We start from the raw sequence: 22913 nt of genomic DNA on the forward strand, positions 1-22913 counted from the left end.
ACCTATCGGTGCACCAGGCTGATCAACAACCGGAGAATCTCCGGTAACGTGTTACTGATCATGTCTGAGCCATCGGCCGGTTCCCCTTTTGTGGCAACGGCTCTGGCCAAGGCCAGCCAAGCCAGCGTCAGATGGACAAGGTGATGCGGCATACCACGCCCGCCAGGACCGGACCTGGTAGTGACCCGTGCCCCGCCTCGTTCTTGGCCTGTGGGAATCACTCCTCGACATGCCAACGGGCTCCGGCGACCCAGGCCAGGTCCATCGCCGTCGACCGGCGTGGCCCGTGGCAGGCGTAGTAGGACACGCCCCGCCGGTGTGTACGGCCAGGTCCACTCGTTCTTACGTTTCAGACTCGCGACCAGGCCGGACACGTACTCCCGCACCCGGGCGCGGGGTTCGGATCAGGTGAACCGGTCAGCTATCCGCTCATGCACCCGGTCCAACTCCGCCACAACGAGATCAACCGCCTCGTTGCTAATGATCCACTACGCATCAACCAAGTGCCGTTGCAGCACTAGGCCTGCCCACGGAAAGCCTGGAGGATCCGCTCGGCGGCCAGCGTCGCGGTCAGCTCCCCGTCCCGGACCCGCCGCTCCAGGTCGGGCGCCAGGGCCCGCACCGCCGGATCCCCGTGCAGCGAGGCCAGCAGCTGGTCGTGGACCATGGACCAGGTCCAGTCGACCTGCTGCTGCCGGCGGCGGCGAGTCAGCTCACCCGAGGACTCCAGCCCGGTCCGGTGCGCCCGGACCGTCTCCCAGACGACGTCGAGCCCGCCGCCGGTGAGACCGCTGCACGTCAACACCTTCGGCGCCGCGGCGGGCCCGCGCAGCAGGCGCATCGCGCCGGTCAACTCCCGGGCGGCCTTGCGGGCGTCGGCCTCGTGGGGGCCGTCGGCCTTGTTGACGGCGACGACGTCGGCGAGCTCCAGCACGCCCTTCTTGATGCCCTGGAGCTGATCTCCGGTGCGGGCCAGGGCCAGCAGGAGGAAGCAGTCGACCATGTTGGCGACGGCGATCTCGGACTGGCCGACGCCGACGGTCTCCACCAGCACGACGTCGTAGCCGGCGGCTTCGACCAGGACGATGGACTCGCGGGTGGCCCGGGCCACCCCGCCCAGGGTCCCCGACGTCGGCGACGGGCGGACGAAGGCCCGGTCGTCGACGGACAGCCTGGCCATGCGGGTCTTGTCGCCGAGGATGCTGCCGCCGGTCTTGCTGGACGACGGGTCCACGGCCAGCACGGCGACCCGGTGGCCGGCCTCGGTGAGCTGGGTGCCGAGGCCTTCGATGAACGTGGACTTGCCGGCCCCGGGCACCCCGGTGATGCCGACCCGGTGCGCGCCGCCGGCATGGGGCAGCAGCTCCACCAGCAGCTGCTGCGCCAGCTCCCGGTGCGCGGGCTTGGTCGACTCCACCAGGGTGATGGCCCGGGCCAGCGTGGTGCGCGAGCCGTCGAGCACGCCCTTGGCGTACTCCTTGACGTCGATGGGCTTACGAGCCATCGGCGGCGTGGTCCAACTGCTCGGCCAGCCGGTCCAGCAGGCCCATGGCGGCATCGGCGATCACGGTGCCGGGCGGGAAGATCGCGACCGCGCCGGCCTCGTGCAGCTCGGCGAAGTCGGCCGGCGGGATGACGCCGCCGACCACGATCATGATGTCCTCCCGGTCCAGGGCGTCCAGCTCCTGCCGCAGCGCCGGCACGAGGGTCAGGTGACCCGCGGCCAGCGAGGAGACGCCGACGATGTGCACGTCGGCCTCCACGGCCTGCCGCGCCACCTCCGCCGGCGTCTGGAACAGGGGACCCACGTCGACGTCGAAGCCGAGGTCGGCGAAGGCGGTGGCGATCACCTTCTGCCCCCGGTCGTGCCCGTCCTGGCCCATCTTGGCCACCAGGATGCGCGGCCGCCGGCCCTCCTCGGACTCGAACTCGGCGACCCGCGCCAGCACCTCGGACACGTTGCCGCCGGTCCCGGCCTCGTCGCGGTACACGCCGGAGATGGTACGGATCTGCCCGGCGTGCCGCCCGTACACCTTCTCCAGCGCGTCGGAGATCTCGCCGACGGTGGCCTTGGCCCTGGCGGCGTTCACGGCCAGCTCCAACAGGTTGCCGTCGCCGCCGGCGGCCCGGGTGAGCGCGGCCAGCGCGTCCTGTGTGGACTGCTCGTCCCGCTCCTCGCGCAGCCGGCGCAGCTTCTCGATCTGCTGGGCCCGCACGCCCTGGTTGTCGACCTTGAGGACCTCGATCTGCTCCTCGGCGTCCAGCCGGTACTTGTTGACGCCGATCACCGGCTGCCGGCCGGAGTCGATGCGGGCCTGGGTGCGGGCCGCCGCCTCCTCCACGCGCAGCTTGGGAATGCCGGCGTCGATGGCCTTGGCCATGCCGCCGGCCTGCTCGACCTCGGCGATGTGGGCCCAGGCCTGCCGGGCCAGGTCGTAGGTCAGCCGCTCCACGTAGGCGCTGCCGCCCCACGGGTCGATCACCCGCGTGGTGCCGGATTCCTGTTGCAGCACAAGCTGGGTGTTGCGGGCGATGCGGGCCGAGAAGTCGGTGGGCAGGGCCAGCGCCTCGTCCAACGCGTTGGTGTGCAAGGACTGCGTGTGCCCCTGGGTCGCGCCCATGGCCTCGACGCAGGTGCGGGCCACGTTGTTGTAGACGTCCTGCGCGGTCAGCGACCAGCCGGAGGTCTGCGAGTGCGTGCGCAGCGACAGGGACTTGGGGCTGGCCGGGTTGAAGCCCTTGACCAGCTTGGCCCACAGCAGCCGGGCCGCCCGCAGCTTGGCCACTTCCATGAAGAAGTTCATGCCGATGGCCCAGAAGAACGACAGCCGCGGCGCGAACGTGTCGATGTCCAGCCCCGCGCCGACGCCGGCCCGCAGGTACTCCACGCCGTCGGCCAGGGTGTAGGCCAGCTCCAGGTCGGCGGTCGCGCCGGCCTCCTGGATGTGGTAGCCGGAGATGGAGATCGAGTTGTACTTGGGCATCCGCTGCGAGGTGAACGCGAAGATGTCGGAGATGATCCGCATCGACGGCTGCGGCGGGTAGATGTAGGTGTTGCGGACCATGAACTCCTTGAGGATGTCGTTCTGGATGGTCCCGGCCAGCTGCTCGGGCGCCACCCCCTGCTCCTCGGCGGCCACGATGTACAGCGCCAGCACCGGAAGCACCGCGCCGTTCATGGTCATCGACACGCTCATGCGGTCCAGCGGGATGCCGTCGAACAGCTGCCGCATGTCGTAGATCGAGTCGATGGCCACGCCGGCCATGCCCACGTCGCCGGCCACCCGGGGGTGGTCGCTGTCGTAGCCGCGGTGGGTGGCCAGGTCGAACGCCACCGACAGGCCCTTCTGGCCGGCGGCCAGGTTGCGCCGGTAGAAGGCGTTGGACTCCTCGGCGGTGGAGAAGCCGGCGTACTGCCGGATGGTCCACGGCTGGTTGACGTACATCGTCGGGTACGGCCCGCGCAGGAACGGCGCGACGCCCGGATAGGTGTTGAGGAAGTCCAGGCCCGCAAGGTCTTCGGCGGTGTAGAGCGGCTTGACGCCGATGCCCTCGGGGGACTCCCACACCAGCGCGTCGGTGTCCTTGCCGGTGGCCTCGTGCAGCGCCTTGCGCCAGTCGTCGGCGCCGCCCGCGGCCTCCGGCTCGCCGAGCGGCACGTCGGCGAAGTTCGGGATCATTTCGTCCCCTCCAGCTCACGATAAGTCGTGTGCAGCACCGAAAGCGCGTCACAGCCGACGAAGATGAACGCGTCCGCGCCGGTGTCGGCCCACTTCTTGGCGCTGCCGGCCAGGAACACGTGCTTCGCGCCGGCCTTGCGCAGCGCGGCGACCGCGTCGGCGGCCTGGTCGGCGTACAGCTTGTCGGACGAGCACACGCAGGCGACGCCGCCGGGGAAGTCCTCGACGGAGCCGACGGGCGTCTCGAAACCGCCGGCGTTGAACAGGTTCGCCGCGAACGTCGACCGTCCGGTGTGGACGGCGACCGGGCCGATCGTGGCCAGGTAGACCGACGGCCGGGCGCCGGTCTGGGCCAGCTGCGCGTCCGAGCGGTCCCGCAGCTCCTCAAACGCCTGCGCGTAGCGGACCCGCGGCAGGCCGCCGGTCGCGACCGGCGGCAACGGCCTGCGCCGCACCGGCTTCTCGGCCAGGTTGGGGAACTCCGACACGCCGGTCAGGGCGTCCTTGCGGTGCGCGATGTTCTCCGAGCGCTGCCGCCAGGTCTGCTCAAGTCGTTCCCGCACAAGGGGAAACGCCTCGACGACGCCGCCGGCCCGCTCGATCTCCTGGAACCAGGCCCAACCGGCCCTGGCCAGCTCGTCGGTCAGCCGCTCCACGTACCACGAGCCGCCGGCCGGGTCGATGACCTGCCCCAGGTGCGACTCCTCCAGCAGCAGCGCCTGGGTGTTGCGGGCGATACGCCGGGAGAACGGGTCCGGCAGGCCGATCGCGGCGTCGAAGGACTGCACGGTCACCGCGTCGGCGCCGCCGGCGCCGGCGGCGAAGCAGGCCAGGGTGGTGCGCAGCATGTTCACCCACGGGTCCCGCTGCGTCAGCATCGCCGAGGACGTCACGGCGTGCTGCCGTTGGGCAGCGGGCGAGCCGCTGACCTGCGTGACCCGGGTCCACAGCCGGCGCGCGGCGCGCAGCTTGGCGATGGTCATGAACTGGTCGGCCGTTGCGGCGTAACGGAATTCCATCAGCTGGGCGGCGGTGGCGGCGTCAAGGCCGGCGGCGGTCAGGGCCCGCAGGTAGGTCACGCCGGCGGCGATGGAGCAGCCCAACTCCTCGGCGTCGCTGCCGCCCGCGTCGTGATACGGCAGGGCGTCGACGACGATCGCCTGCAACTTGGGGTGGGTGCGCACCGTGCGCACCGCCAGCTCGGCGGCCGCGTCCAGATCGGGGGCCGCGCCGGTGCGGGCGTGCACGCCGAGCGGGTCGATGCCGAGGTTGCCGATCGCGGCGCTCGGCTGCACGTCCAGCACCTCGAAATACGCATCGGCGGCGGCCGCGAACTGCGCGCCCGCGTCCAGCACGACACCGGCCAGGTCCAGGTACACGCCGTTGAGGGCGTCGCCGAGCTGGTCTATGGGGATCCCGCCGTCGCCCAGCGCCAGCCACACCGAGCCGGCCCCGCACTCCAGGTCGGCCAGCACCTCGCGGTTGGTCAGCGAGGCGTCCGGGTCGGCGTGCCGCTGCCGGACGTCCCAGCCGCCGGCCGCCGAGCCCTGCGGGCTGCCGCCGCGCACGTACGGGGCGATGCCCGGGAATCCGGCGGCCGGGGCCTCGTCCTCGGCGGTGTACAGCGGGCTGATGGTGATTCCGTCATAGGTGGTGGTGGCGAGCAGGTCCTCCGGGGAGTCGTGGTGCTGGCCCTCGGCCAGCACCCCCGACTTGCGCAGCACTGCCTCCACCGACCGGCGCCACTGCGCGCGGTCCACCTGTGGGAACTCGCCGGCGAGCGGCAGTTCCGCCGGTCCGGTTTTGGACGGCGTCGTCATGCGAACTGATGGTAGGGGACCGGCCTAAACCCCAGCTTGTGAACTGAGTCGCTCTAGTGATTCAACTGGTTCGGTCAAGAACCCCGGCGAGTCCCGCTCTCGGACACACCGAATGTAGGTTTCCGGCAGAAATCGCACCGGGTCCAGGTTCTGCCTCAAACCTGCATTCGGTGTGCCGCTGAGCGGGATTCGCGGGGGTCAGCGGGCGAGCCAGACGGCGGTGTCGGAGGGGAGGCGGTTGTCGGCCAGGGGGCCGCTGGCCAGCAGGATCTCGGTGTGCTCTGGCAGGTCGACGGTCGTCCCGGACAGGTTGACCACGCAGGTGAAGCGGTCGTCCCGGGCATAGGCCAGCACACCGTCCGCCGACGGCAGCCAGGTCAGCGGCCCGTCGCCCAGCGAAGGCAGCTCACGGCGCAGCCGCAGTGCCTTCTGGTACAGCCGCAGCATCGAGTTGTCGTCCGCCGATTCGGCGGCCACCGTGTACTGCGCCCAGTCGCCCGGCTGCGGCAGCCAGGTGTCGTCACCGCCGAAGTCGTACGGCGCCGAGTCGCCGCCCCAGGGCAGCGGCACGCGGCAGCCGTCCCGGCCCGGGTCGGCCCCGTTGGTGCGGCTGAACACCGGGTCCTGCCGGGCCTCGTCGGGCAGATCCTCCACCTCGGGCAGCCCCAGCTCCTCGCCCTGGTAGACGTACACGCCGCCGGGCAGCGACAGGCTCAGCAGCGCGGCCGCGCGGGCCCGTCTGGTCCCCAGCTCCAGGTCGGTCGGCGCGCCCTGCTGCCGGTCGGCGAAGCTGAAGGAGGTGTCGGCCCGGCCGTAGCGGGTGACGTGCCGGGTGGTGTCGTGGTTGGACAGCACCCACGTCGCCGGCGCGCCGACCAGGGCGTGCGCCTCCAGCGTCGCGTCGATCACCTCCCGCAGCTTGGCCGCCTCCAGCGGGCAGGACAGGAAGTCGAAGTTGAACGCCGAGTGCAGCTCGTCGGGACGCAGGTAGCGGGCGAACCGCTCCTGGTCGGGCAGCCACATCTCGCCGACGAACACCCGCTGGTCCGGGTAGGAGTCGGCGATGCGCCGCCATTCCCGGTAGATCTCGTGCACACCGTCCATGTCCGAGAACGGCAACTGGCCCTCGGTGCGCCCGTGGACGTTCGGCAGCGCCGGATCCTTGACCAGGCCGTCGGCCACGTCGATGCGGAAGCCGTCCACCCCGCGGTCGAACCAGAACCGCAGCACCTCGCGGAACTCCTGGCGCACCACCGGGTTGTCCCAGTTCAGGTCGGGCTGCTCGGGGGCGTAGAGATGCAGGTACCACTCGCCGTCGGGCACCCGGCTCCAGGCCGAGCCGCCGAACCGGGACTGCCAGTCGTTGGGCGGCTCGGGGCTGGCCGGGCGGAACCAGAACAGCTCCCGCTGCGGCGAGCCCGGGCCGGCCGCCACCGCCTCCTTGAACCACCGGTGCTGGTCGGAGCAGTGGTTGGGCACGATGTCGATGATCACCTTCAGGCCCAGGTTGTGGGCCTCCTCGATGAACTTCTCGGCCTCGGCCAGCGTGCCGAACGACGGCTCGATGTCCCGGTAGTCCGACACGTCGTAGCCGGAGTCGGCGTTCGGCGACGGGTACCACGGGCACAGCCAGATCGCGTCGACCCCCAGGCCGGCGATGTGCGGCAGGTGCTGGCGCAGCCCGGTCAGGTCGCCGGTGCCGTCGCCGTTGCCGTCGGCGAAGCTGCGGACATACACCTGGTAGATGGACGCACCACGCCACCACGCCGATCCACTGTCGCTCACATTTTCTCCTCAGCCCTTGACGCTGCCCGCGGTGAGGCCAGCAAGGATGTTCCGTTGGAAGATCAGGAAGAGCACGATCGTCGGCACGCTGGCCAGCACCAGGCCGGCCAGGATCAGGTTGATCGGGGTGTCCGGCGCGAACCGTTGCAGGGCCACGGACAGCGTCTGCGCCTGCGGGTCGGAGAACACCAGCAGCGGCCAGATGAAGTCCTTCCACGCGGTGACGATGGACAGGATCGAGACCACGCCCAGCACCGGCCGGGACAGCGGCAGCACCACCCGCACCATGGTCTTGATCGGCCCCGCGCCGTCCAAGGTGGACGCCTCGATCAGCTCGCCCGGGATCTGGTCGAAGAACCGTTTGAGCAGATAGATGTTGAACGCGTTGGCCGCGCCCGGCAGCCAGATGGCCAGCGGGTTGTTGACCAGGTTCACGCCCAGCAGCGGCACGTCGGTGATGGTCAGGTAGGTCGGCACCAGCACCGCCGAGGTGGGCAGCATCAGCGTGGCCAGCATCAGGCCCAGCACCACGTTGCCCAGCTTGGGCTTGAGCTTGGACAGCGCGTAGGCCGCCGGCACGTCCACCGCCAGCTGCACCAGCCACGCCCCGATCACCACGATGATCGTGTTGAGGAAGAAGTGGGCCAAGCTCATGAAGTCCCAGGCCTCGGCGTAGGTGCCGAAGTCAGGGCTCTTGGGCAGGATCGTCGGCGGCACCGTGGCCAACTCGGTGGCGGACTTCAACGCCCCCAGCACCAGCCACAGCAGCGGGAACACGAAGGCGGCCGTGAACGCGACGGCGACGATGGTGAAAACCGTCCAGTAGATGGCTTTCCCGCGCGGGCTGCGCAGCTGGGACGGCGACACGAGGGTGCGCATCAGTCGGCCCTCCTGGTCAGCCGGACGTAGAACAGGCCGAAGACGCCGAGCACCACGAACAGCAGCAGACTCATCGCGCTGGCCGTGCCGAAGTCGTTGTACTGGAAGGCGTACTTGTAGAGCAGCAGCAACACGGTGACCGTGGAGTCGCCCGGGCCGCCGCCGGTCATGATGTACGGCTCGGTGAACACCTGCATGGTGGCCACGATCTGCAACAGCAGCATCACCAGCAGGGCGAACCGGGTCTGCGGGATGGTGACGTGCCACAGCCGCCGCCACAGGCTGGCGCCGTCCAGTTCCGCCGCCTCGTACAGGTCGCCGGGAATCGTCTGCAATGCCGCCAGGTAGATCAGCGTCGCCGAGCCCATGTTGGCCCAGGTCGAGACCAGCACCAGCGACAGCATCGCGGTGGTGGGGGAGTCCAGCCAGCTCAGGCCGGGCAGCCCCACCGCGTGCAGCGCGGTGTTGAACAGGCCGGGGCCCGGGTCGTAGAACCACTTCCACAGCAGCGCCACCACCACCGGCGGCAGCATCACGGGAAGGTAGACCACCAGACGGAAGTAGGCCTTGCCGTGCCGCAACTCGTTGAGCAGCACCGCCACCGCGAAGGGGATCGCGAAGCCGAACACCAGGGCCAGCCCGGTGAACAGCAGCGTGTTCAGCCAGGCTTCCCAGAACTGCGGGTCGGCGAACAGCCGCTGGAAGTTCTCCAGGCCCACCCAGGTCGGCGCGGTGATGAAGTTGACCTGCTGGAAGCTGAGCAGGACGCCGCGCACGATGGGGTACCAGGAGAAGCCGGCGAACACCAGCAGGGCCGCGCACAGCAGGCCGTACGCGGTGATGTTCTCCCGCAGGCGGCGCCGGAGCCGGCCCGCCGGCCGCACCCCTAGCGCGGCCGACGGCAACCGGACGGCGGTGCTCACTTCACCGTCGCGAGCACGGAGTTCACCTTCTGGCTCGCATCGGAGAGCAACTGGTCGAAGTTGGCGTCCTTGTTGGTCAGCACCGTGGACATGACGGTGTCGAGGATCGCGTAGACCTGCTGGGCGTTGGGCGGCTCCAGGCTGCCCTTGAGCTTCTGCGCGCCGTCCAGGTAGGGCTTGTAGTTGCTGACCGGCACGGTCGCGAACTTCTCCTTGGCCGCGGTCTGCTGGTCACGCACGGTCCCGGTCCACAGGTCCGGCACCGGCGGCACCGGCAGGCCGACCGGCTGGCCCTGCTCCTTGTAGGTGTTGAGCACCTCGGAGTTGACCCGCTCGGGGTTGAGGTACTTCCACTGGATCCAGGTCAGGCCGGCCTTGATCTGGGCCGCGGAGGCCTTGGGGTTGATCATGTACCCCTCGCCGCCGATCAGCGTGCCCGAGCCCGGCATCGAGCCGAGGCCGTAGTCGCTGTAGTTGCCCTTGAACTGGTTGACCAGGGTGGGGATGTTGTCCGGCGCGGCCAGGTACATGCCGAGCTGGCCGGCGCCCATCATGCGCTGCACGTCCTCGATCTGGAGCAGCTGCTTGCTGCCCATCGAGTTGTCGGTCCAGCGCATGTCGTGCAGGGTCTGCAGGGCCGCCTTGCCCTTGTCGTTGTTGAAGTCGGCCTTCCAGGTGTTGCCGTCCTTCTTGGCGATGTCGCCGCCCTCGGCGTACATCCAGGCGGTGAAGTGCCAGCCGCCCTGGTTGTTGGCCGAGTAGTCGGCGAAGCCGACGGTGTTGTTGCCGAGGTCGGCGATCTTCTTGGCGTCGGCGCGGACCTCGTCCCAGGTGGTGGGCGGCTTGTCCGGGTCGAGGCCGGCCTTGGTGAACAGGGCCCGGTTGTAGAGCAGGCCCATCGAGTAGTTGGCCGTGGGCAGGCCGTAGACGTGGCCCTGCGCGTCCTTGAACACGTCCAGCAGCGCGGGCTGGATGTCGTTGACGTGCGGGACGTCCTTGACGTAGTCGGTGATGTCGGCGGCCTGGTGGCGCGCGATCAGGTTCGCCGGATCGGTGAAGTAGACGTAGAAGACGTCCTCGAGCTGGCCGCCGGCCAGCTTGGCGGAGAACGTCTTGGGGTCCATGAAGCCCTCGTGGGCGGTGACCTTGATGTCCGGGTGGGCCTTCTCGAAGGCGGCCACGTCGGCGTCGAAGATCTTGCGGTCGAACGGCTGGGTCTGCGGCGGCTGGCCGTCGATGGTGATTGTCACCGGCCCGCCGGCCTGCTGGTCGGCCCCGCCGCTGCAGGCGGCGGTCAGGCCCACGACCAGGCCGGTGGCCAGCGCCAACGCGGTGGTGGTGCGGAATCTGTCGGTACTCATCAGGCGGTCTCCCCTGACGCTTGGAGTGTGGCGCACACCATAGATCTTCTGGACACATGCCCGCAATATGTTGACACGAAATTGCAAGATCGTGACGTGATCGCCCTTCGTTCCGTAGTCGGCCGTCGACTCACCGCAAGTGAGTGCAAGCTGCTTGCGCCACCTGTCGTATAGTTGCGGCATGACAAGACGCCTTGCCGAGGTCGCGCAGAAGGTCGGAGTCAGCGAGGCGACGGTCAGCCGCGTGCTCAACGGCAAGCCCGGGGTCTCCGAGGCCACTCGGGCCGCCGTGCTCACCGCGCTGGACGTGCTCGGCTACGAACGGCCAACCCAGCTGCGCGGCGAACGGGCCCGGCTGGTCGGTCTTGTGCTGCCCGAGTTGCAGAACCCGATCTTCCCGGCGTTCGCCGACGTGGTCGGGAACGCCCTGGCCCAGCAGGGTTTCACCCCCGTGCTGTGCACCCGCACGGCCGGCGGCGTCTCCGAGGCCGAATACGTGGAGCTGCTGTTGCAGCAGCACGTGTCCGGGGTGGTGTTCGCCGGCGGCCAGTTCGCCCAGGCCGACGCCTCGCACGAGCACTACCTGCGGCTGACCAACCGGAAGCTGCCGGCCGTGCTGGTCAACGCGGCCGTCGAGGACCTGGCCTTCCCGGTCGTCGCCTGCGACGACGCGGTGGCCGCCGAGCAGGGGCTGGGGCACCTGCTCTCGCTCGGGCACACCCGGGTCGGCATGGTGCTGGGGCCGCCCGACCACATGCCCTCACGCCGCAAGCAGGCGGCGTTTCTCGCGCATGCCGCCCGCGCCGGCGTGGAAATCCCCGACGACGCCATCCAGCACACCATGTTCTCCCTGGAGGGCGGCCACGCCGCCGCCACCAAGCTGCTCAACCAGGACATCACCGGCATCGTCTGCGCCAGCGACCCGCAGGCCCTCGGCGCCATCCGCGCCGTCCGCCGCCGGGGCCTCACCGTGCCCGGCGACGTCTCCGTGGTCGGCTACGACGACTCGGCGTTCATGAACTGCATCGACCCGCCCCTGACCACCGTGCGCCAGCCCATCGAGGCCATGGGCCGCGCCGCGGTGGAGCTGCTGGTCAACCAGATCGAGGGCGCCGCGGTGTCCACCGAGGAGCTCCTGTTCGAACCGGAGCTCGTGGTCCGCGGCTCAACGGCCCCCGCCCGCCCCTAGCCACCCGGCCTTCGTCAGGAAGGGCCCCTTACTGACGTTGAACGCCAGGATCGGTCCCTTGATCTTGCCGGCGATGTCAGGAAGGGGCCCTTCCTGACGTTCAACGAGAGGATTGGTCCCTTGATCATGGGGGCGTGAGGCGGCGGATGTCGGGGGCTGCGGTGGGGTAGGCGGCGGGCAGCGACGCGTCGGCGAAGGTCACGCAGTCGTCGGTGTAGGGCGGGGCCATGAAGGTGCCGAGCAGGCTCCACTCGCCCAGCGTCTCCGTGGCCTGCCAGACGCCGGCGGGCACCGCGACCTGGGGCCGCTGACCGGCGGCGAGGTCGATGCCGAGCATCGGTCGCGTCACGGAGCCGTCGGGGTGCAGCAGCAGCATGCGGGCCGGTGAGCCGGCGTGGAAGCTGTAGATCTCGGGGTGCGCCAAGCGGTGCAGGGCCGAGAACTCGGGCGCCCGCAGCAGGTAGTAGATGGCGGTGCCGTTGGCGTCGCGCCAGGTCTGGGCCCAGTGTCCGCCCTCGACCGGCAGCGGCTGGAGGCCGAGGGCCTCGATGATGTGGTCTACCACGACGGCCGCACCGACATGCCGCCGTCGACGGTCAGGTTCTGGCCGGTGATCCAGCGCGACAGGTCGGACGCGAGGAACACACAGGCGTCGCCGACGTCCTCGGGGGTGCCGAGCCGGCCGAGCGGGGCGTTGGCGGTCCAGCTCGCGACGCCCTCGGGCCACGCCTGTTCGAGGCCGGGGCGGGAGATCAGGCCGGGGGAGACGGCGTTGACGCGGATGCCCTGCGGCCCGTACTCGAGCGCGGCGGCCTTGGTGTGCATGAGCAGCGCGGCCTTGGCCGAGGCGTAGTGGGCGTGGCCGACGGCCGGCGTCGTGCCCTCGATCGAGCCGATGTTGATGATCGAACCGCCGCCGCCCATGACGTTTGCGGCCGCTTTCGTGACGAGAAAGGCCGTGTCGAGGGTTCCGGCGAACACGTCCCGCCAGTCGGCCAGGGTCAGCCGCGAAAGCGGCCGCACCGGTTGCACACCGGCGTTGTTGACCACGATGTCCAGGCGGCCGAGCCGGTCCGTCGCCTCGGCGACCAGACGGTCCACTTCGGCCGGCTCCCGCAGATCCGCTTGCCCGGCAAGGAGATCGGGCTCCGACGGTGGTCGCGAGCGGTAGTGGGACAGCACCCGCGCGCCGTGGGCGGCCAGCCGGGCGGCGATGCCGGCCCCGATCCCGCCGGTGGCGCCGGTCACCAGAGCCGTCTTGCCGTGCAAACTCGTCACCGGCTCAAGGTTAGAGTGCCGGTCATGTCCGAGATCGACCCCGTTGAGCTGGAGACGTGCCTGAAGGTGCTGGCCGAGGTGACCAAGCTGCCGGCCGGGCACCCGACGGCGATCCGGGTGCGCCGGGCCTCCTCCCAGATCGCCAAGGAAGCCCGGCGCGAGCGGCGCAGCCAGGCCCGCAAGGCGGTGACGGCCGCCGACCGCGAGGTGACCGCGCAGACCGCGACCGGCTCCCCGGTGCGGATCGACGACGAGACGCAGGGCATCCCGCTGGTGTCGACCGCCGTCGGCGCGTCCGCCGGCACCCTGCTGCGGCCCCGCTCCTGCTACGTCTGCAAGAACCGGTTCATCGAGGTCGACGCCTTCTACCACCAGCTGTGCCCGGACTGCGCCGCCTTCAACCGGGCCAAGCGGGACGCCAGCACCGACCTGACCGGCCGCACCGCGCTGCTCACCGGCGGCCGGGCCAAGATCGGCATGTACATCGCGCTGCGGCTGCTGCGCGACGGCGCGCACACCACCATCACCACCCGGTTCCCCAGCGACGCCGTGCGCCGGTTCGCCGCCATGCCCGACAGCGCCGACTGGCTGCACCGTCTCCGCGTCATCGGCGTCGACCTGCGGGACCCGGCGCAGGTCGTGGCCCTGGCCGACACCGTCGCGGCGGCCGGCCCGCTGGACATCCTGATCAACAACGCCGCGCAGACCGTGCGCCGCTCGGCCGGCTCGTACTCGCTGCTGGTGGCGGCCGAGTCCGATCCGCTGCCGGCCGGTCCGCTGCCGGAGATGCTCACCCTCGGCAGCGCCCACGACCAGCACCCGCTGGCCCTGGCCGGCACCGAACTCACCTCGCTGGCCGCCGACATGACCTCGCAGGCGCTGACCGCCGGCTCCGCCTCGCTCGCCCGCTACGTCGCCGGCACCGCCGTCGACGCCGGCGGCCTCCAGCCCGACCTGGCGTCGGTCAACAGCTGGACCCAGACGGTGGACCAGGTGGACCCCGTCGAACTGCTCGAGGTTCAGCTCTGCAACCAGACCGCGCCCTTCATCCTGGTCAGCCGCCTGCGCCCGGCCATGGCCGCCGCGTCGGCCCGGCGCAAGTACGTCGTCAACGTCTCGGCCATGGAGGGCCAGTTCGGCCGCGGTTACAAAGGTGCGGGCCACCCCCACACCAACATGTCCAAGGCCGCGCTGAACATGCTCACCCGCACGAGTGCCGGCGAGATGCTCCAGGACGGCATTCTCATGACCGCGGTCGACACCGGGTGGATCACCGACGAGCGTCCGCACCCGACCAAGCTCCGCCTGGCCGACGAGGGCTTCCACGCCCCGCTCGACCTGGTCGACGGGGCCGCCCGCGTCTACGACCCGATCGTGCGCGGCGAGGCCGGCGAGGACCTGTACGGCTGCTTCCTCAAGGACTACGCCCCGTCCCCGTGGTGACCGGTTCGGCCTTCGACGTGAATTAACGCGGCGTTTTCTCCGCGCGAGGACCGCGTAACACTGGGTGTCACACCATGTGCGCATGGCCGGAGACATCAGGGTGCTGTCCCTCTACGAGGGCTTCTTCAGCGGTGGCGCGCGCATTCTGCACAGCGACGTCCTGGCCGGCCTGCACGGCCAGGGCCAGCGGCATCGCGTGCTGAGCATCCACGGGCAGGCGCTGCGGGAACAGACGCTGCAACCCATGCGGAACGACGCCAGCTACCGCAAGCTGGTCGCCGCGGGTCTGCCGGTGACGGCGCTGCGGGCCGGCCACAGCGGGCCGGCGGAGTTCGACGCGGCCGAGCTGGCCGCGTACGAACGGACACTGTCCGATGTGGACGTCGTGCTCACGCTGAAGGAACAGCCGCTGCGCCTGGTCAACCAGGGCGGGTTCGGCGGCAAGCCGGTGATCGCCTGCCTGCACCGGTCCGACCCCGAGAACCAGGGGCCGGCGCTGGACGAGCTGCGCACCGCCGTGGACACCGGGGCCATCGCCGCCCTGGTGTGCTGCGCCGAGTCCACCCGTGACGCCTACCGGGCCGTCGGCATCCCCGGTGAGCTGCTCGAAGTGATCCCCAACGGCGTCGACTCCCGCCGCTTCCGCCCCGACCGCTGGGCCCGGGCCCGGGTGCGCCGCGCACTGGGCATCGCCTCCGACGCCCCGGTGATTGCCTTCGCCGCCCGCTACGACCAGATGAAGAACGTGCCGCTTTTCCTCGCCTCCGCCGCCGCTTTCCTTGCCGCGCAACCGAACGCCCACGTCATCATGTGCGGCGCCGGCATGACCGCGGACAACCTGTGCCTCACCGCGGACCTGGCGCAGGTCGGCCTGGGGTCGTCTTCGCGGGTGCACTGCCTTGGCGTGCGCGACGATCCCCAGACCCTCTACGCCGCCGCCGACGTCGTCTCCCTGACCTCGGCGTTCGGCGAGGCCGCCCCGCTCTGCCTGATCGAGGGCATGATGTGCGGCGCCGTCCCGGTCGCCACCGACGTCGGCGACTGCGCCGCCATCGTCGCCGGCCGGGGCCTGATCACCGAGCCCGACCCCGACGCCATCGCCGCCGCCTGGCACCAGGCCCTCGCCCGCCGCAACCACCTGCGCCCCGCACTCCGCGCCACCCGCGTCGAGTTCGGCCGCCGCCGCATGATCGACTCGTACGGCCGCCTCATCCGCCGCGTCAGCGCCCGCCCCCGCATCCCTCTCGGCGCCGCCGCCTGAGCCTCCGCGAGTGGCACCCTGTCCCACTGTGACGACATGGCTGGCCAGTGTGATTGCTGTCGCGGGGACCTTGCTCGGGTCCATCAGCACCTACGTGTTCCAGCGCGCGGGCGCCGCTCGCGCCGAGCGGTTCACCCGTGACCAGCGACTGCGGGAGGAGCGGATAGCGGCCTACAGCGCGTACGCCGCGGCGATCACCGACCTGCGCCGCGGTGTGATCACGCTCTGGTTCACTCGCCGCCGGCACGCCGACGGCGCCGATCCCGAGGTCTGGTCCGCCCGCGCCGAGGCTGACCGCCTCGGCGCGGCCGCCGCCCATGCCCGGTTCCGCGTCCGCCTCCTGGCCGGCGATGACGCTCTCGTCGCCCTGGCGATCGCCGCCGCCGAACCGATCGGCGACATCGCCGCCGCGGCCGACCGCACCGAACTGACCGGCCACGAGGAGCGGAGCGAGCAGGCCCTCGGGGCGTTCATCACCGCCGCGGGCGACCAGATCCGCTAGCGGTCGATGATCGCCGGGTGGTTGGGGTCGTCGACCTTGACGACGATGTCGGCGACGGCGGTGGGCTCGACCTCGGCGCGGTAGCGGTCGAAGGCGGGGAGGGTCCAGTGCTCGTCGGCGGGGGTCCGGCGGCGGAGTGCGGCCGGTGACAGGTCCAGGTGGACGGTGAGGTCGAAGGGGAGCCAGCGGCCGAGGAGCAGGGAGCCTTCCACCACAACGACTCCGGTGGGGGGAACGTCCACATAGGAGGATCGGCTGGCCCGGTCGGCGGCGGCGTTCCAGAGGGATGGCAGGACGGAGCCGGTGCCGTCGGGGGCGGCGGGGTCGAGGACTTCGCGGGCGAGGCCGTTGAGGTCGAGCCAGTCGTCGAAGTAGGAGTCGGGGTCGGTGCGGCCGTGCTCGAAGCGTAGGGAGGCGGGCCGCAGGAAGTCGTTGGCGGACACGCGAAGCACGGAGCGGCCACGCAGCCGCAAGGGATCGACGATGGCGTCGGCGAGCTCGGCGGGGCGGCCGGCGGGGGCGGCGTCGATGAGGACCCGAAGGCGCGCAGGACCCAGGCCGACGATACGGTCCGCCAGCTCGGAGACGAGCACGTCGAACGAGACCGGCCGAACCTTCATGAGGGCCTTTCGGATCTGACGCACCTGAGTGGCTCATTTGCGGAATCGGGGTCACCTGAGTGGCTCAGGTGGCTCTGGGGCGCAAATGAGCCACTCACGTGCCGAGGGGTTTGGCGGCGGGGTCGGGGGCGACGGCGGGCGCGGGGGAGGGGTCGGTGGCGGGGCGGGGGCCGACGGCGGCGGCGAGGACGGCGCTGTTGGGCAGGCGGATGACGCCGTCGTCGGTCTCCAGCACGACGTAGACCAGCCCCATCTCGATGACCATGCCGAGGTGCGGCCCGCCAAGGGCCCCGGAGTGCACGACGATCTGGTCGCCGATGGTGAACGGCCGGGACACCAGCAGGACGAGGCCGGCGAAGAGGTTGCCGAGGGACTGCTGGCAGGCGATGCCGACGACGACGCCGGTGAGGGCGCCGCCGACGAGCAGCTGGCCGAGGCCGACGTTGAGCATGCCCAGCGCGGTGACCACGGCGACCTGGTAGCCGACAAGGGAGATCCCCAGCCGGATGATGCCGGCGTGGCTGATCCCGATGTGCGACTGGGTGTGCCGCACGACGACGTTGCCCAGGTTGCGGATGGCCACCACCATCACGCCGAAGAAGGCGAACGCCCCGGCGACGGACACCGCCTTCTCCCACAGCATGGCGTTGGCGGCGAGATTGCCGAACATCTCGACGGCGATGACGATGAGAGCCGCCAGCGTCCCGGCGCCGATGGTGCGCTTGGTGTCGGGAAACAACCGCCGTGCCATGTGCTCTCCTGCCGCCGAACGAGTCAGCCGACAGACTCTCACGCCACCGAGCGGGCCTGCTCGATGACCTCCAGCACGGCGATGGCCTCCTCGGGCGTGACCGGCACGTGCCCCTCGCCGCGCACGGCGTCCCGCATCCGGGCGTAGAACTCGGGATACGCGCCGGGAACGGAGGTCACGGTGCGCAGGGCGCCGTCGACGCCGAGCCGGCCGGACAGCTCGGCGGGCTCGACGCCCCAGTCGGGGCCGCCGGGACGGGCGCCCTCGCGCAGGGCGTCCTCCTGCCCGTCCAGCCCGTGCTTGGTGAACCCGGCCTTGTCGCCGAGCACCCGCATCCGCGGCCCGAGCTGAGCGGTCAGCGCCCCCATCCACAGGTGCGAGCGGACGCCGTTCTTGTGGGTCAGCGCGACGAAGGAGTCGTCGTCGACCTGCACGCCGGCGCGGCGGCGGTCCAGTTCGGCGTACACCGAGCGGACCGGCCCGAACAGCTGGAGGGCCTGGTCGATCAGGTGCGAGCCCAGGTCGTAGAGGGCGCCGCCGGCCTCGGCCGGGTCGCCGAGCTCGCGCCAGCCGGACTTGGGGGTGGGCCGCCAGCGCTCGAACCGGGACTCGAAGCGGTGCACGGCGCCGAGCTCGCCGGCGTCGATGAGCTGCCGCACGGTGAGGAAGTCGTTGTCCCACCGGCGATTGTGGAACACGGCCAGCGGCAGGCCCAGCTCGGCGGCCCGGGCGGCGAGCTTGCGGGCCTCCTCGGCGGTCGGCGCGAACGGCTTGTCCACGACCACGGGGAAGCCGGCGTCCAGGGCCGCGGTGGCCAGCGGCACGTGGGTCCGGTTGGGGGTGGCGACGACCACCAGGTCCAGCTCCTCGCTCCAGAGCTGGTCGGCGTGGTCGATCACGAGGGCGCCGGGATGGTCGGCGGCGACCTGGGCCTGGCGTTCGGGGTTGGCCGTCACGACGGCGGACAGCCGCAGGCCGGGGGTGGCCGCGATCAGCGGGGCGTGGAACACGGCGCCCGCGATGCCGTAGCCGAGCAGCCCCACCCGCAGATCGGTGCTTGCGTGCATGGCCCGAGTTAATCAACACTGTTGCGTAAATGCAAAGAAAAGCTGGAGCGAATCTCGGCGCGTTGCGTGATCACAACGCCTCGGTGATGCTCGACCTGATCCGACGCCGCGACGGCGTCAGCCGCGTCGACCTGGCGGTCTCCACCGGCCTGACCACGCAGGCGGTGTCCAAGATAGTGACCAGGCTCATCGACGCCGGGCTGGTCGCCGAGTCGGGCCAGGCGGCCCAAACGGTCGGTCGGCCGACCACGTTGCTGCGCCTGGTGCCGCCGGCCCGGCACGCCATCGGCGTCCATCTCGACCGCGACGAGCTACGGCTGGTGCTGGTCGACCTGGCCGGCCGGGTGGTCGCGGCCGAGCACCGGCCCGGGCTGGTCGGCTCGATCGCCGAGCTGGCCGCGCCGATCCGCGCGCTGGCGTCCACAGTGGACCCGGCGACGCTGGCCGGCGTCGGCGTGGGCTGCCCGGGCCCGGTCGATCACCGCACCGGCGTGCTGCACCACGCGAATCGCTTGCCCGGCTGGGAAAACTCCGCGCTGGGTCCGATGTTGACGGCCGAACTGGACCTGCCGGTGATCGTCGACAAGGACACCAACGCGGCCGTCCTGGCCGAACTGTGGACGACCGACGTGCCGCGGGACACCGCGATGATCTACGTCGGCACCGGCATCGGCGCGGGACTGGTGCTGGACGGCAAGATCCACCGCGGCGGCCGCACCAACGCCGGCGAGTTCGGGCACATGGTCATGAGCCTGGACGGCCCGCCCTGCGTGTGCGGACGGCACGGATGCCTGGAGGCGCTGTGCGGTCCCGTGGCGGTGGTGGCGCGGGCGCTGGGCGAGCCGGCGCCGGAATCCCTGGTGCTGACCCGGTTCGCGCAGCTCGACCACGCCGAGACCGCCTGGGCCGGCGACATTCTCGGCGTGGCCGTGATGGACCTGGTGAACCTGCTCGACCTGGACCACGTAGTACTGGCCGGACGGGCGGCGCCGCCCTATGTGGACGGCGTGCGCCGGGCCCTCGCTGGAACGGAGGTCGAGGTGAGGCTCAGCGGCTGGGGGCCGCAGCTGGTCGCGGTCGGGGCGGCGACGTCACCGCTGGCCGCGTCGCTGACGGCCACCGACGGGCCGCTCGCGGCTCGACGGGGCTGACGCGCGTGGTGGCCCCCGGCGACAGCTGCCACCGGTGCGGCAGCCACAGTGGATGGCTGACCAGCTGGTCGAGCTGGAAACCGCACTGCCACTGGGTGAACTCCGGCCGGTCCAGCGTCTTGTCCCACTGGGTCGCCTGGGCCAGCAGCAGGTTCACCACGGCCAGCGCGGTGTTGCTGTCGCCGACGGCCACAATGGAGCCGTCGGTCTGGATCCAGGCGGTGCCGTGCGCCGGCTCGTGCTTGGCCAGCAGGCCCATCGACGGGTCGAAGTCCGGGTCGTCCAGCTCGGCCCGGGTGATGCGGGCGTCGCGGGCGGCGAGGAAGAACCAGAGGTCCTGGTAGTTGTCCTCGGTCAGGGACAGGTGACCGCCGGGGACCCGGTAGGTGGCCGGGCCGCGCAGCACGCGGTGCGGGTCGTGGAACAGGGCGTCCGGGCGCAGCAGGCCGGTGGCGGGCGGGAAGTCGCCCCACAGCACCGGACGGGCGTGCGGGCCGGCGGCGCGCTTGGTGACGGCGAGCACCGGGTGCATGCCGCCGTGGGCCACCGGGGCGTAGATGACGCCGCCCGGGGCCAGCTGATCCAACCAGTGCGGCGAGATGCCGGCCACCCCCGCCGTGACCACGATGCGGTCGTACGGGGCGCCCAGGGGGTCGCCCAGGTAAGCGGCGTCGCCGGAGACGGTGGTGACCTCGTCCGGATCGAGCAGACGATCACCAACCGCGACCTGCAATACTCGCTGACCAGCACGGATATCCACCGCGGCGAGGAACTCGTCGGTGGCCGGGCAAGCAGTGTTCTGCTGTTTGATCATGTGAGGCGTACCCCCGAGTGGGTTTCCACTCAAACAGTGTGCCAGACGGGCCAATACCCGCGAACCGGCTGACAGCAGCCGCGGGCCGCTGCACATCTTACGCCCTACCTGGGGATGTTTCTCCACAGAGGGTAGTCGAAGTCATAGTCTCGATCAGGTGGTCGAGATGAGCTTGCTGAGCACGGTGTGAAACGCCTCGCTGGCCTGAACGGCGCTGGTGCCCCCGTGCAGGATGCGCGTGAGAGTGCCCGCGCGCAGGGCCAGCAGGAAGGTCGCGAGCTGTTTGGGCGGCACCGCGGCCAGGGTCGAGTCCGACGGTAGGACTTTCGCCAGAAGTTCACCGAACGCCGAGGACGCCTCGTCGTCGTGTTGATCCAAACGGGTGACGAGGGCCGGGTTGCGCACCGCGTGGATGCGGAACTCCAGGATCACCGTGCTCAGCGCGCTGTCCTGCTCGTTGAGCTCCAGCAGCTCCCTGGCCAGGGTGTCCGGGGTCACCTCGCTGGCCGCCAGCGCCGCCAGCCGCTCCCGGCGCTGGGTGGCGTACTGGTCGAACACCTCCACCACCAGCTCGTCCTTGCTGCTGTAGTTGGAGTAGAACGCGCCGCGGGTGTAGCCGGCGCGGGTGCAGATCTCGTCGATCGAGGACGCGTGGTAGCCACGCTCCGCAAGGACCTCGACCGCCGCGCGGAGTAGTCGAGCCTTCGTGTGCACCCGTTTGCGTGGCGCCGTATCCGGTGCGTGGCTGACGTCACTGTCAGAAAGGCCCATGGCTGACACGATACAGCTCTACACTCAGTGCGTCGGTGCACTCAGTGCATTGGTGTATCCAACCCGGAGGGGATTGGCCGTGGCCAGTAGGAATCAGCCCACGCGGATCGTCGTGCTCGGTGGAGGCTACGTCGGCCTCTACACCGCGCTGCGCTTGCAGAAGAAGCTGCGTTCCAACGAGGCGTCCGTGACGGTGATCGACCCGCAGCCGCACATGACGTACCAGCCGTTCCTCCCGGAGGCGGCCGCCGGCTCCATCGAGCCGCGCCACGTCACCGTGCCGCTGCGCCGCACCCTGGACCGCTGCCACGTGCGCACCGCCCGCGTCACCGCCGTCGACCCCGACCGCAAGGTCGTCACCGTCCGGACCGACAGCGGCGCCACCGACGAGATCGAGTACGACACCCTGGTCGTGGCCCTGGGCGCGGTCACCCGCCTGCTGCCCATCCCGGGCCTGGCCGAGCACGGCATCGGCCTCAAGACCATCGGCGAGGCCGTCTACCTGCGCAACCACGTGCTGTCGCGGCTCGACCTGGCCGCCAGCACCAGCGATGCCGCCACCCGCCGCAAGCTGCTCACCTTCACCGTCATCGGCGGCGGCTTCGCCGGCGTGGAGGCCCTGGGCGAGCTGGAGGACATGGCCCGCTCGGCGCTGAAGTACTACACGACCATCGAGCCCAACGACATGCGCTGGGTGCTGGTCGAGGCCGCGCCGCGCATCCTGCCCGAGGTCCGCGAGAGCCTGGGCGAGTACACCGTGGACAAGCTGCGGGCCCGCGGCATCGAGGTGTACCTCAAGACCTTCGCGCAGAGCGTGACCAACGGCCACGTGCAGCTGTCCGACGGCACCGAGTACGACAGCGACACGATCATCTGGACCGCCGGCGTCACCGCCAACCCGGTCCTGGCCGAGGCCGGCCTGCCGCTCGACCAGCGCAAGCGCGTGATCGCCAACGCCGCCATGCAGGTGCAGGGCCACGAGGGCGTGATCTGGGCGGCCGGCGACTGCGCCGCCGTGCCGGACCTGTCCAAGCGCGACACCGACCCCGAGGCCACCTGCCCGCCCAACGCCCAGCACGCGGTGCGCCAGGCCAAGGTGCTGGCCGACAACATCCTGGCTTCCTTGCGGGACAAGAAGGTCGTCGACTACTTCCACAAGAACGTCGGCGCCGTGGCCAGCCTGGGCCTGCACAAGGGCGTGGCCGACGTCTACAACACCAAGGGCAAGGGCTGGACCGCCTGGGCCGCGCACCGCGCGTACCACGTGGCCAAGATGCCGACCTTCAACCGCAAGGTCCGCATCCTGTTCGGCTGGATCGGCAGCGGCCTGCTCGGCCGCGAGGTCGTGTCCATGGTGCACGTGGCCGAGCCCCGCGCCCTGGACGCCGGCCAGATCTCCAACATGGTCAGCCGCCAGGACTTCGCCCAGAAGTAGTCCCGCTTTTTGTGTCATGAAGGGCCCCATCCTGACGTTCAACGTCAGGATGGGGCCCTTCATGACGTTTAAGCGGGCGCGCTGCGTGAGGGCACGTTAACACTGTGTACTACCGGAATATTCGGGCGGCGCAAGGCGTCTGACGTGACATGATGGTGGCCTCACGCCTTTTTGTTGTGACCG

The 22913-nt window shown here is 70.7% G+C and carries 20 protein-coding genes and 1 pseudogene; 6 read left to right on the forward strand and 15 right to left on the reverse strand.

The annotated features are described in order from the left end of the window. Nucleotides 1-2: 2 nt before the first annotated feature. From ACIG5F_RS09895 to ACIG5F_RS09930, 8 genes and pseudogenes are all read right to left on the reverse strand, one after another. A pseudogene (locus tag ACIG5F_RS09895) lies at nucleotides 3-331 on the reverse strand (hypothetical protein); the annotation flags it as partial. A 186-nt stretch (nucleotides 332-517) separates the two neighbouring features. Next, nucleotides 518-1504 (reverse strand): methylmalonyl Co-A mutase-associated GTPase MeaB, encoded by a 987-nt coding sequence (gene meaB, locus ACIG5F_RS09900; protein ID WP_396517093.1) that lies wholly within the window; start codon nucleotides 1502-1504, stop codon nucleotides 518-520. Beyond that, nucleotides 1494-3680, reverse strand: coding sequence for a methylmalonyl-CoA mutase (gene scpA / locus ACIG5F_RS09905; RefSeq protein WP_396517094.1), 2187 nt, complete (start codon nucleotides 3678-3680; stop codon nucleotides 1494-1496). The genes meaB and scpA overlap by 11 nt, the downstream gene beginning before the upstream one ends. Continuing rightward, nucleotides 3677-5500, reverse strand: a complete 1824-nt coding sequence (locus ACIG5F_RS09910; protein WP_396517095.1) for a methylmalonyl-CoA mutase family protein — start codon at nucleotides 5498-5500, stop codon at nucleotides 3677-3679. Before ACIG5F_RS09910 ends, scpA begins: the two co-directional genes overlap by 4 nt. A 198-nt stretch (nucleotides 5501-5698) precedes the next feature. After that, complete coding sequence (locus ACIG5F_RS09915) at nucleotides 5699-7285, reverse strand: glycoside hydrolase family 13 protein (RefSeq protein ID WP_396517096.1); 1587 nt, start codon at nucleotides 7283-7285, stop codon at nucleotides 5699-5701. 9 nt (nucleotides 7286-7294) lie between these two features. Continuing rightward, nucleotides 7295-8164: a carbohydrate ABC transporter permease gene (locus tag ACIG5F_RS09920; RefSeq protein WP_396517097.1), complete on the reverse strand. Its 870-nt coding sequence runs from the start codon at nucleotides 8162-8164 to the stop codon at nucleotides 7295-7297. Then, nucleotides 8164-9087, reverse strand: a complete 924-nt coding sequence (locus ACIG5F_RS09925; protein WP_396517098.1) for a carbohydrate ABC transporter permease — start codon at nucleotides 9085-9087, stop codon at nucleotides 8164-8166. The genes ACIG5F_RS09920 and ACIG5F_RS09925 overlap by 1 nt, the downstream gene beginning before the upstream one ends. After that, nucleotides 9084-10448 (reverse strand): ABC transporter substrate-binding protein, encoded by a 1365-nt coding sequence (locus tag ACIG5F_RS09930; RefSeq protein ID WP_396517099.1) that lies wholly within the window; start codon nucleotides 10446-10448, stop codon nucleotides 9084-9086. The genes ACIG5F_RS09925 and ACIG5F_RS09930 overlap by 4 nt, the downstream gene beginning before the upstream one ends. Nucleotides 10449-10629: 181 nt before the next feature. Between ACIG5F_RS09930 and ACIG5F_RS09935 the strand changes: the two genes are divergently transcribed. After that, nucleotides 10630-11637 carry a LacI family DNA-binding transcriptional regulator gene (locus ACIG5F_RS09935; RefSeq protein WP_396517100.1) on the forward strand — a complete coding sequence of 336 codons (1008 nt, stop codon included), beginning with the start codon at nucleotides 10630-10632 and terminating at the stop codon, nucleotides 11635-11637. A 124-nt stretch (nucleotides 11638-11761) separates the two neighbouring features. On the opposite strand, the gene ACIG5F_RS09940 is transcribed toward ACIG5F_RS09935, so the two are convergent. Together ACIG5F_RS09940 and ACIG5F_RS09945 are read right to left on the reverse strand one after the other, a co-directional pair. Beyond that, nucleotides 11762-12202 carry a cupin domain-containing protein gene (locus tag ACIG5F_RS09940; protein ID WP_396517101.1) on the reverse strand — a complete coding sequence of 147 codons (441 nt, stop codon included), beginning with the start codon at nucleotides 12200-12202 and terminating at the stop codon, nucleotides 11762-11764. Continuing rightward, nucleotides 12196-12915 carry an SDR family NAD(P)-dependent oxidoreductase gene (locus ACIG5F_RS09945; RefSeq protein WP_396517102.1) on the reverse strand — a complete coding sequence of 240 codons (720 nt, stop codon included), beginning with the start codon at nucleotides 12913-12915 and terminating at the stop codon, nucleotides 12196-12198. The genes ACIG5F_RS09940 and ACIG5F_RS09945 overlap by 7 nt, the downstream gene beginning before the upstream one ends. Nucleotides 12916-12939: 24 nt before the next feature. Here ACIG5F_RS09945 and ACIG5F_RS09950 point away from each other — a divergent pair, with 24 nt between their 5' ends. The 3 genes from ACIG5F_RS09950 (at nucleotide 12940) to ACIG5F_RS09960 (ending at nucleotide 16121) form a co-directional block, all read left to right on the forward strand. Next, complete coding sequence (locus tag ACIG5F_RS09950) at nucleotides 12940-14358, forward strand: SDR family NAD(P)-dependent oxidoreductase (protein ID WP_396517103.1); 1419 nt, start codon at nucleotides 12940-12942, stop codon at nucleotides 14356-14358. A gap of 82 nt (nucleotides 14359-14440) precedes the next feature. Continuing rightward, complete coding sequence (locus tag ACIG5F_RS09955) at nucleotides 14441-15619, forward strand: glycosyltransferase (RefSeq protein ID WP_396517104.1); 1179 nt, start codon at nucleotides 14441-14443, stop codon at nucleotides 15617-15619. 28 nt (nucleotides 15620-15647) lie between these two features. Further along, nucleotides 15648-16121 carry a hypothetical protein gene (locus ACIG5F_RS09960; RefSeq protein ID WP_396517105.1) on the forward strand — a complete coding sequence of 158 codons (474 nt, stop codon included), beginning with the start codon at nucleotides 15648-15650 and terminating at the stop codon, nucleotides 16119-16121. Here the strand turns inward: ACIG5F_RS09960 and ACIG5F_RS09965 are convergent. The 3 genes from ACIG5F_RS09965 to ACIG5F_RS09975 form a co-directional block, all read right to left on the reverse strand. Beyond that, nucleotides 16118-16741 carry a uridine kinase gene (locus ACIG5F_RS09965; protein ID WP_396517357.1) on the reverse strand — a complete coding sequence of 208 codons (624 nt, stop codon included), beginning with the start codon at nucleotides 16739-16741 and terminating at the stop codon, nucleotides 16118-16120. The genes ACIG5F_RS09960 and ACIG5F_RS09965 overlap by 4 nt on opposite strands. A gap of 94 nt (nucleotides 16742-16835) precedes the next feature. Beyond that, on the reverse strand, nucleotides 16836-17492 hold the full coding sequence (locus tag ACIG5F_RS09970; RefSeq protein WP_396517106.1) for a mechanosensitive ion channel domain-containing protein: 657 nt from the start codon (nucleotides 17490-17492) through the stop codon (nucleotides 16836-16838). Nucleotides 17493-17530: 38 nt separating this feature from the next. Beyond that, the gene (locus tag ACIG5F_RS09975; RefSeq protein WP_396517107.1) at nucleotides 17531-18559 is read right to left on the reverse strand and encodes a Gfo/Idh/MocA family oxidoreductase; all 1029 of its coding nucleotides are present in this window, start codon (nucleotides 18557-18559) and stop codon (nucleotides 17531-17533) included. 29 nt (nucleotides 18560-18588) lie between these two features. Here ACIG5F_RS09975 and ACIG5F_RS09980 point away from each other — a divergent pair, with 29 nt between their 5' ends. Continuing rightward, nucleotides 18589-19710, forward strand: coding sequence for an ROK family protein (locus ACIG5F_RS09980; protein ID WP_396517108.1), 1122 nt, complete (start codon nucleotides 18589-18591; stop codon nucleotides 19708-19710). Here the strand turns inward: ACIG5F_RS09980 and ACIG5F_RS09985 are convergent. Both ACIG5F_RS09985 and ACIG5F_RS09990 read right to left on the reverse strand, forming a co-directional pair. Next, a complete protein-coding gene (locus ACIG5F_RS09985) occupies nucleotides 19607-20524 on the reverse strand; it encodes a protein-L-isoaspartate O-methyltransferase (protein WP_396517109.1) in 918 nt (305 codons plus the stop codon). The genes ACIG5F_RS09980 and ACIG5F_RS09985 overlap by 104 nt on opposite strands. Nucleotides 20525-20677: 153 nt before the next feature. Then, nucleotides 20678-21295 carry a TetR/AcrR family transcriptional regulator gene (locus ACIG5F_RS09990; protein ID WP_396517110.1) on the reverse strand — a complete coding sequence of 206 codons (618 nt, stop codon included), beginning with the start codon at nucleotides 21293-21295 and terminating at the stop codon, nucleotides 20678-20680. Between the two features lie 79 nt (nucleotides 21296-21374). Here ACIG5F_RS09990 and ACIG5F_RS09995 point away from each other — a divergent pair, with 79 nt between their 5' ends. Then, nucleotides 21375-22730, forward strand: coding sequence for an NAD(P)/FAD-dependent oxidoreductase (locus tag ACIG5F_RS09995; protein WP_396517111.1), 1356 nt, complete (start codon nucleotides 21375-21377; stop codon nucleotides 22728-22730). Nucleotides 22731-22913: the final 183 nt, after the last annotated feature.

Origin of the sequence: Kutzneria sp. NPDC052558 (assembly GCF_044547355.1) — a bacterium.
In the GTDB taxonomy this organism is placed as follows: Bacteria; Actinomycetota; Actinomycetes; order Mycobacteriales; family Pseudonocardiaceae; genus Kutzneria.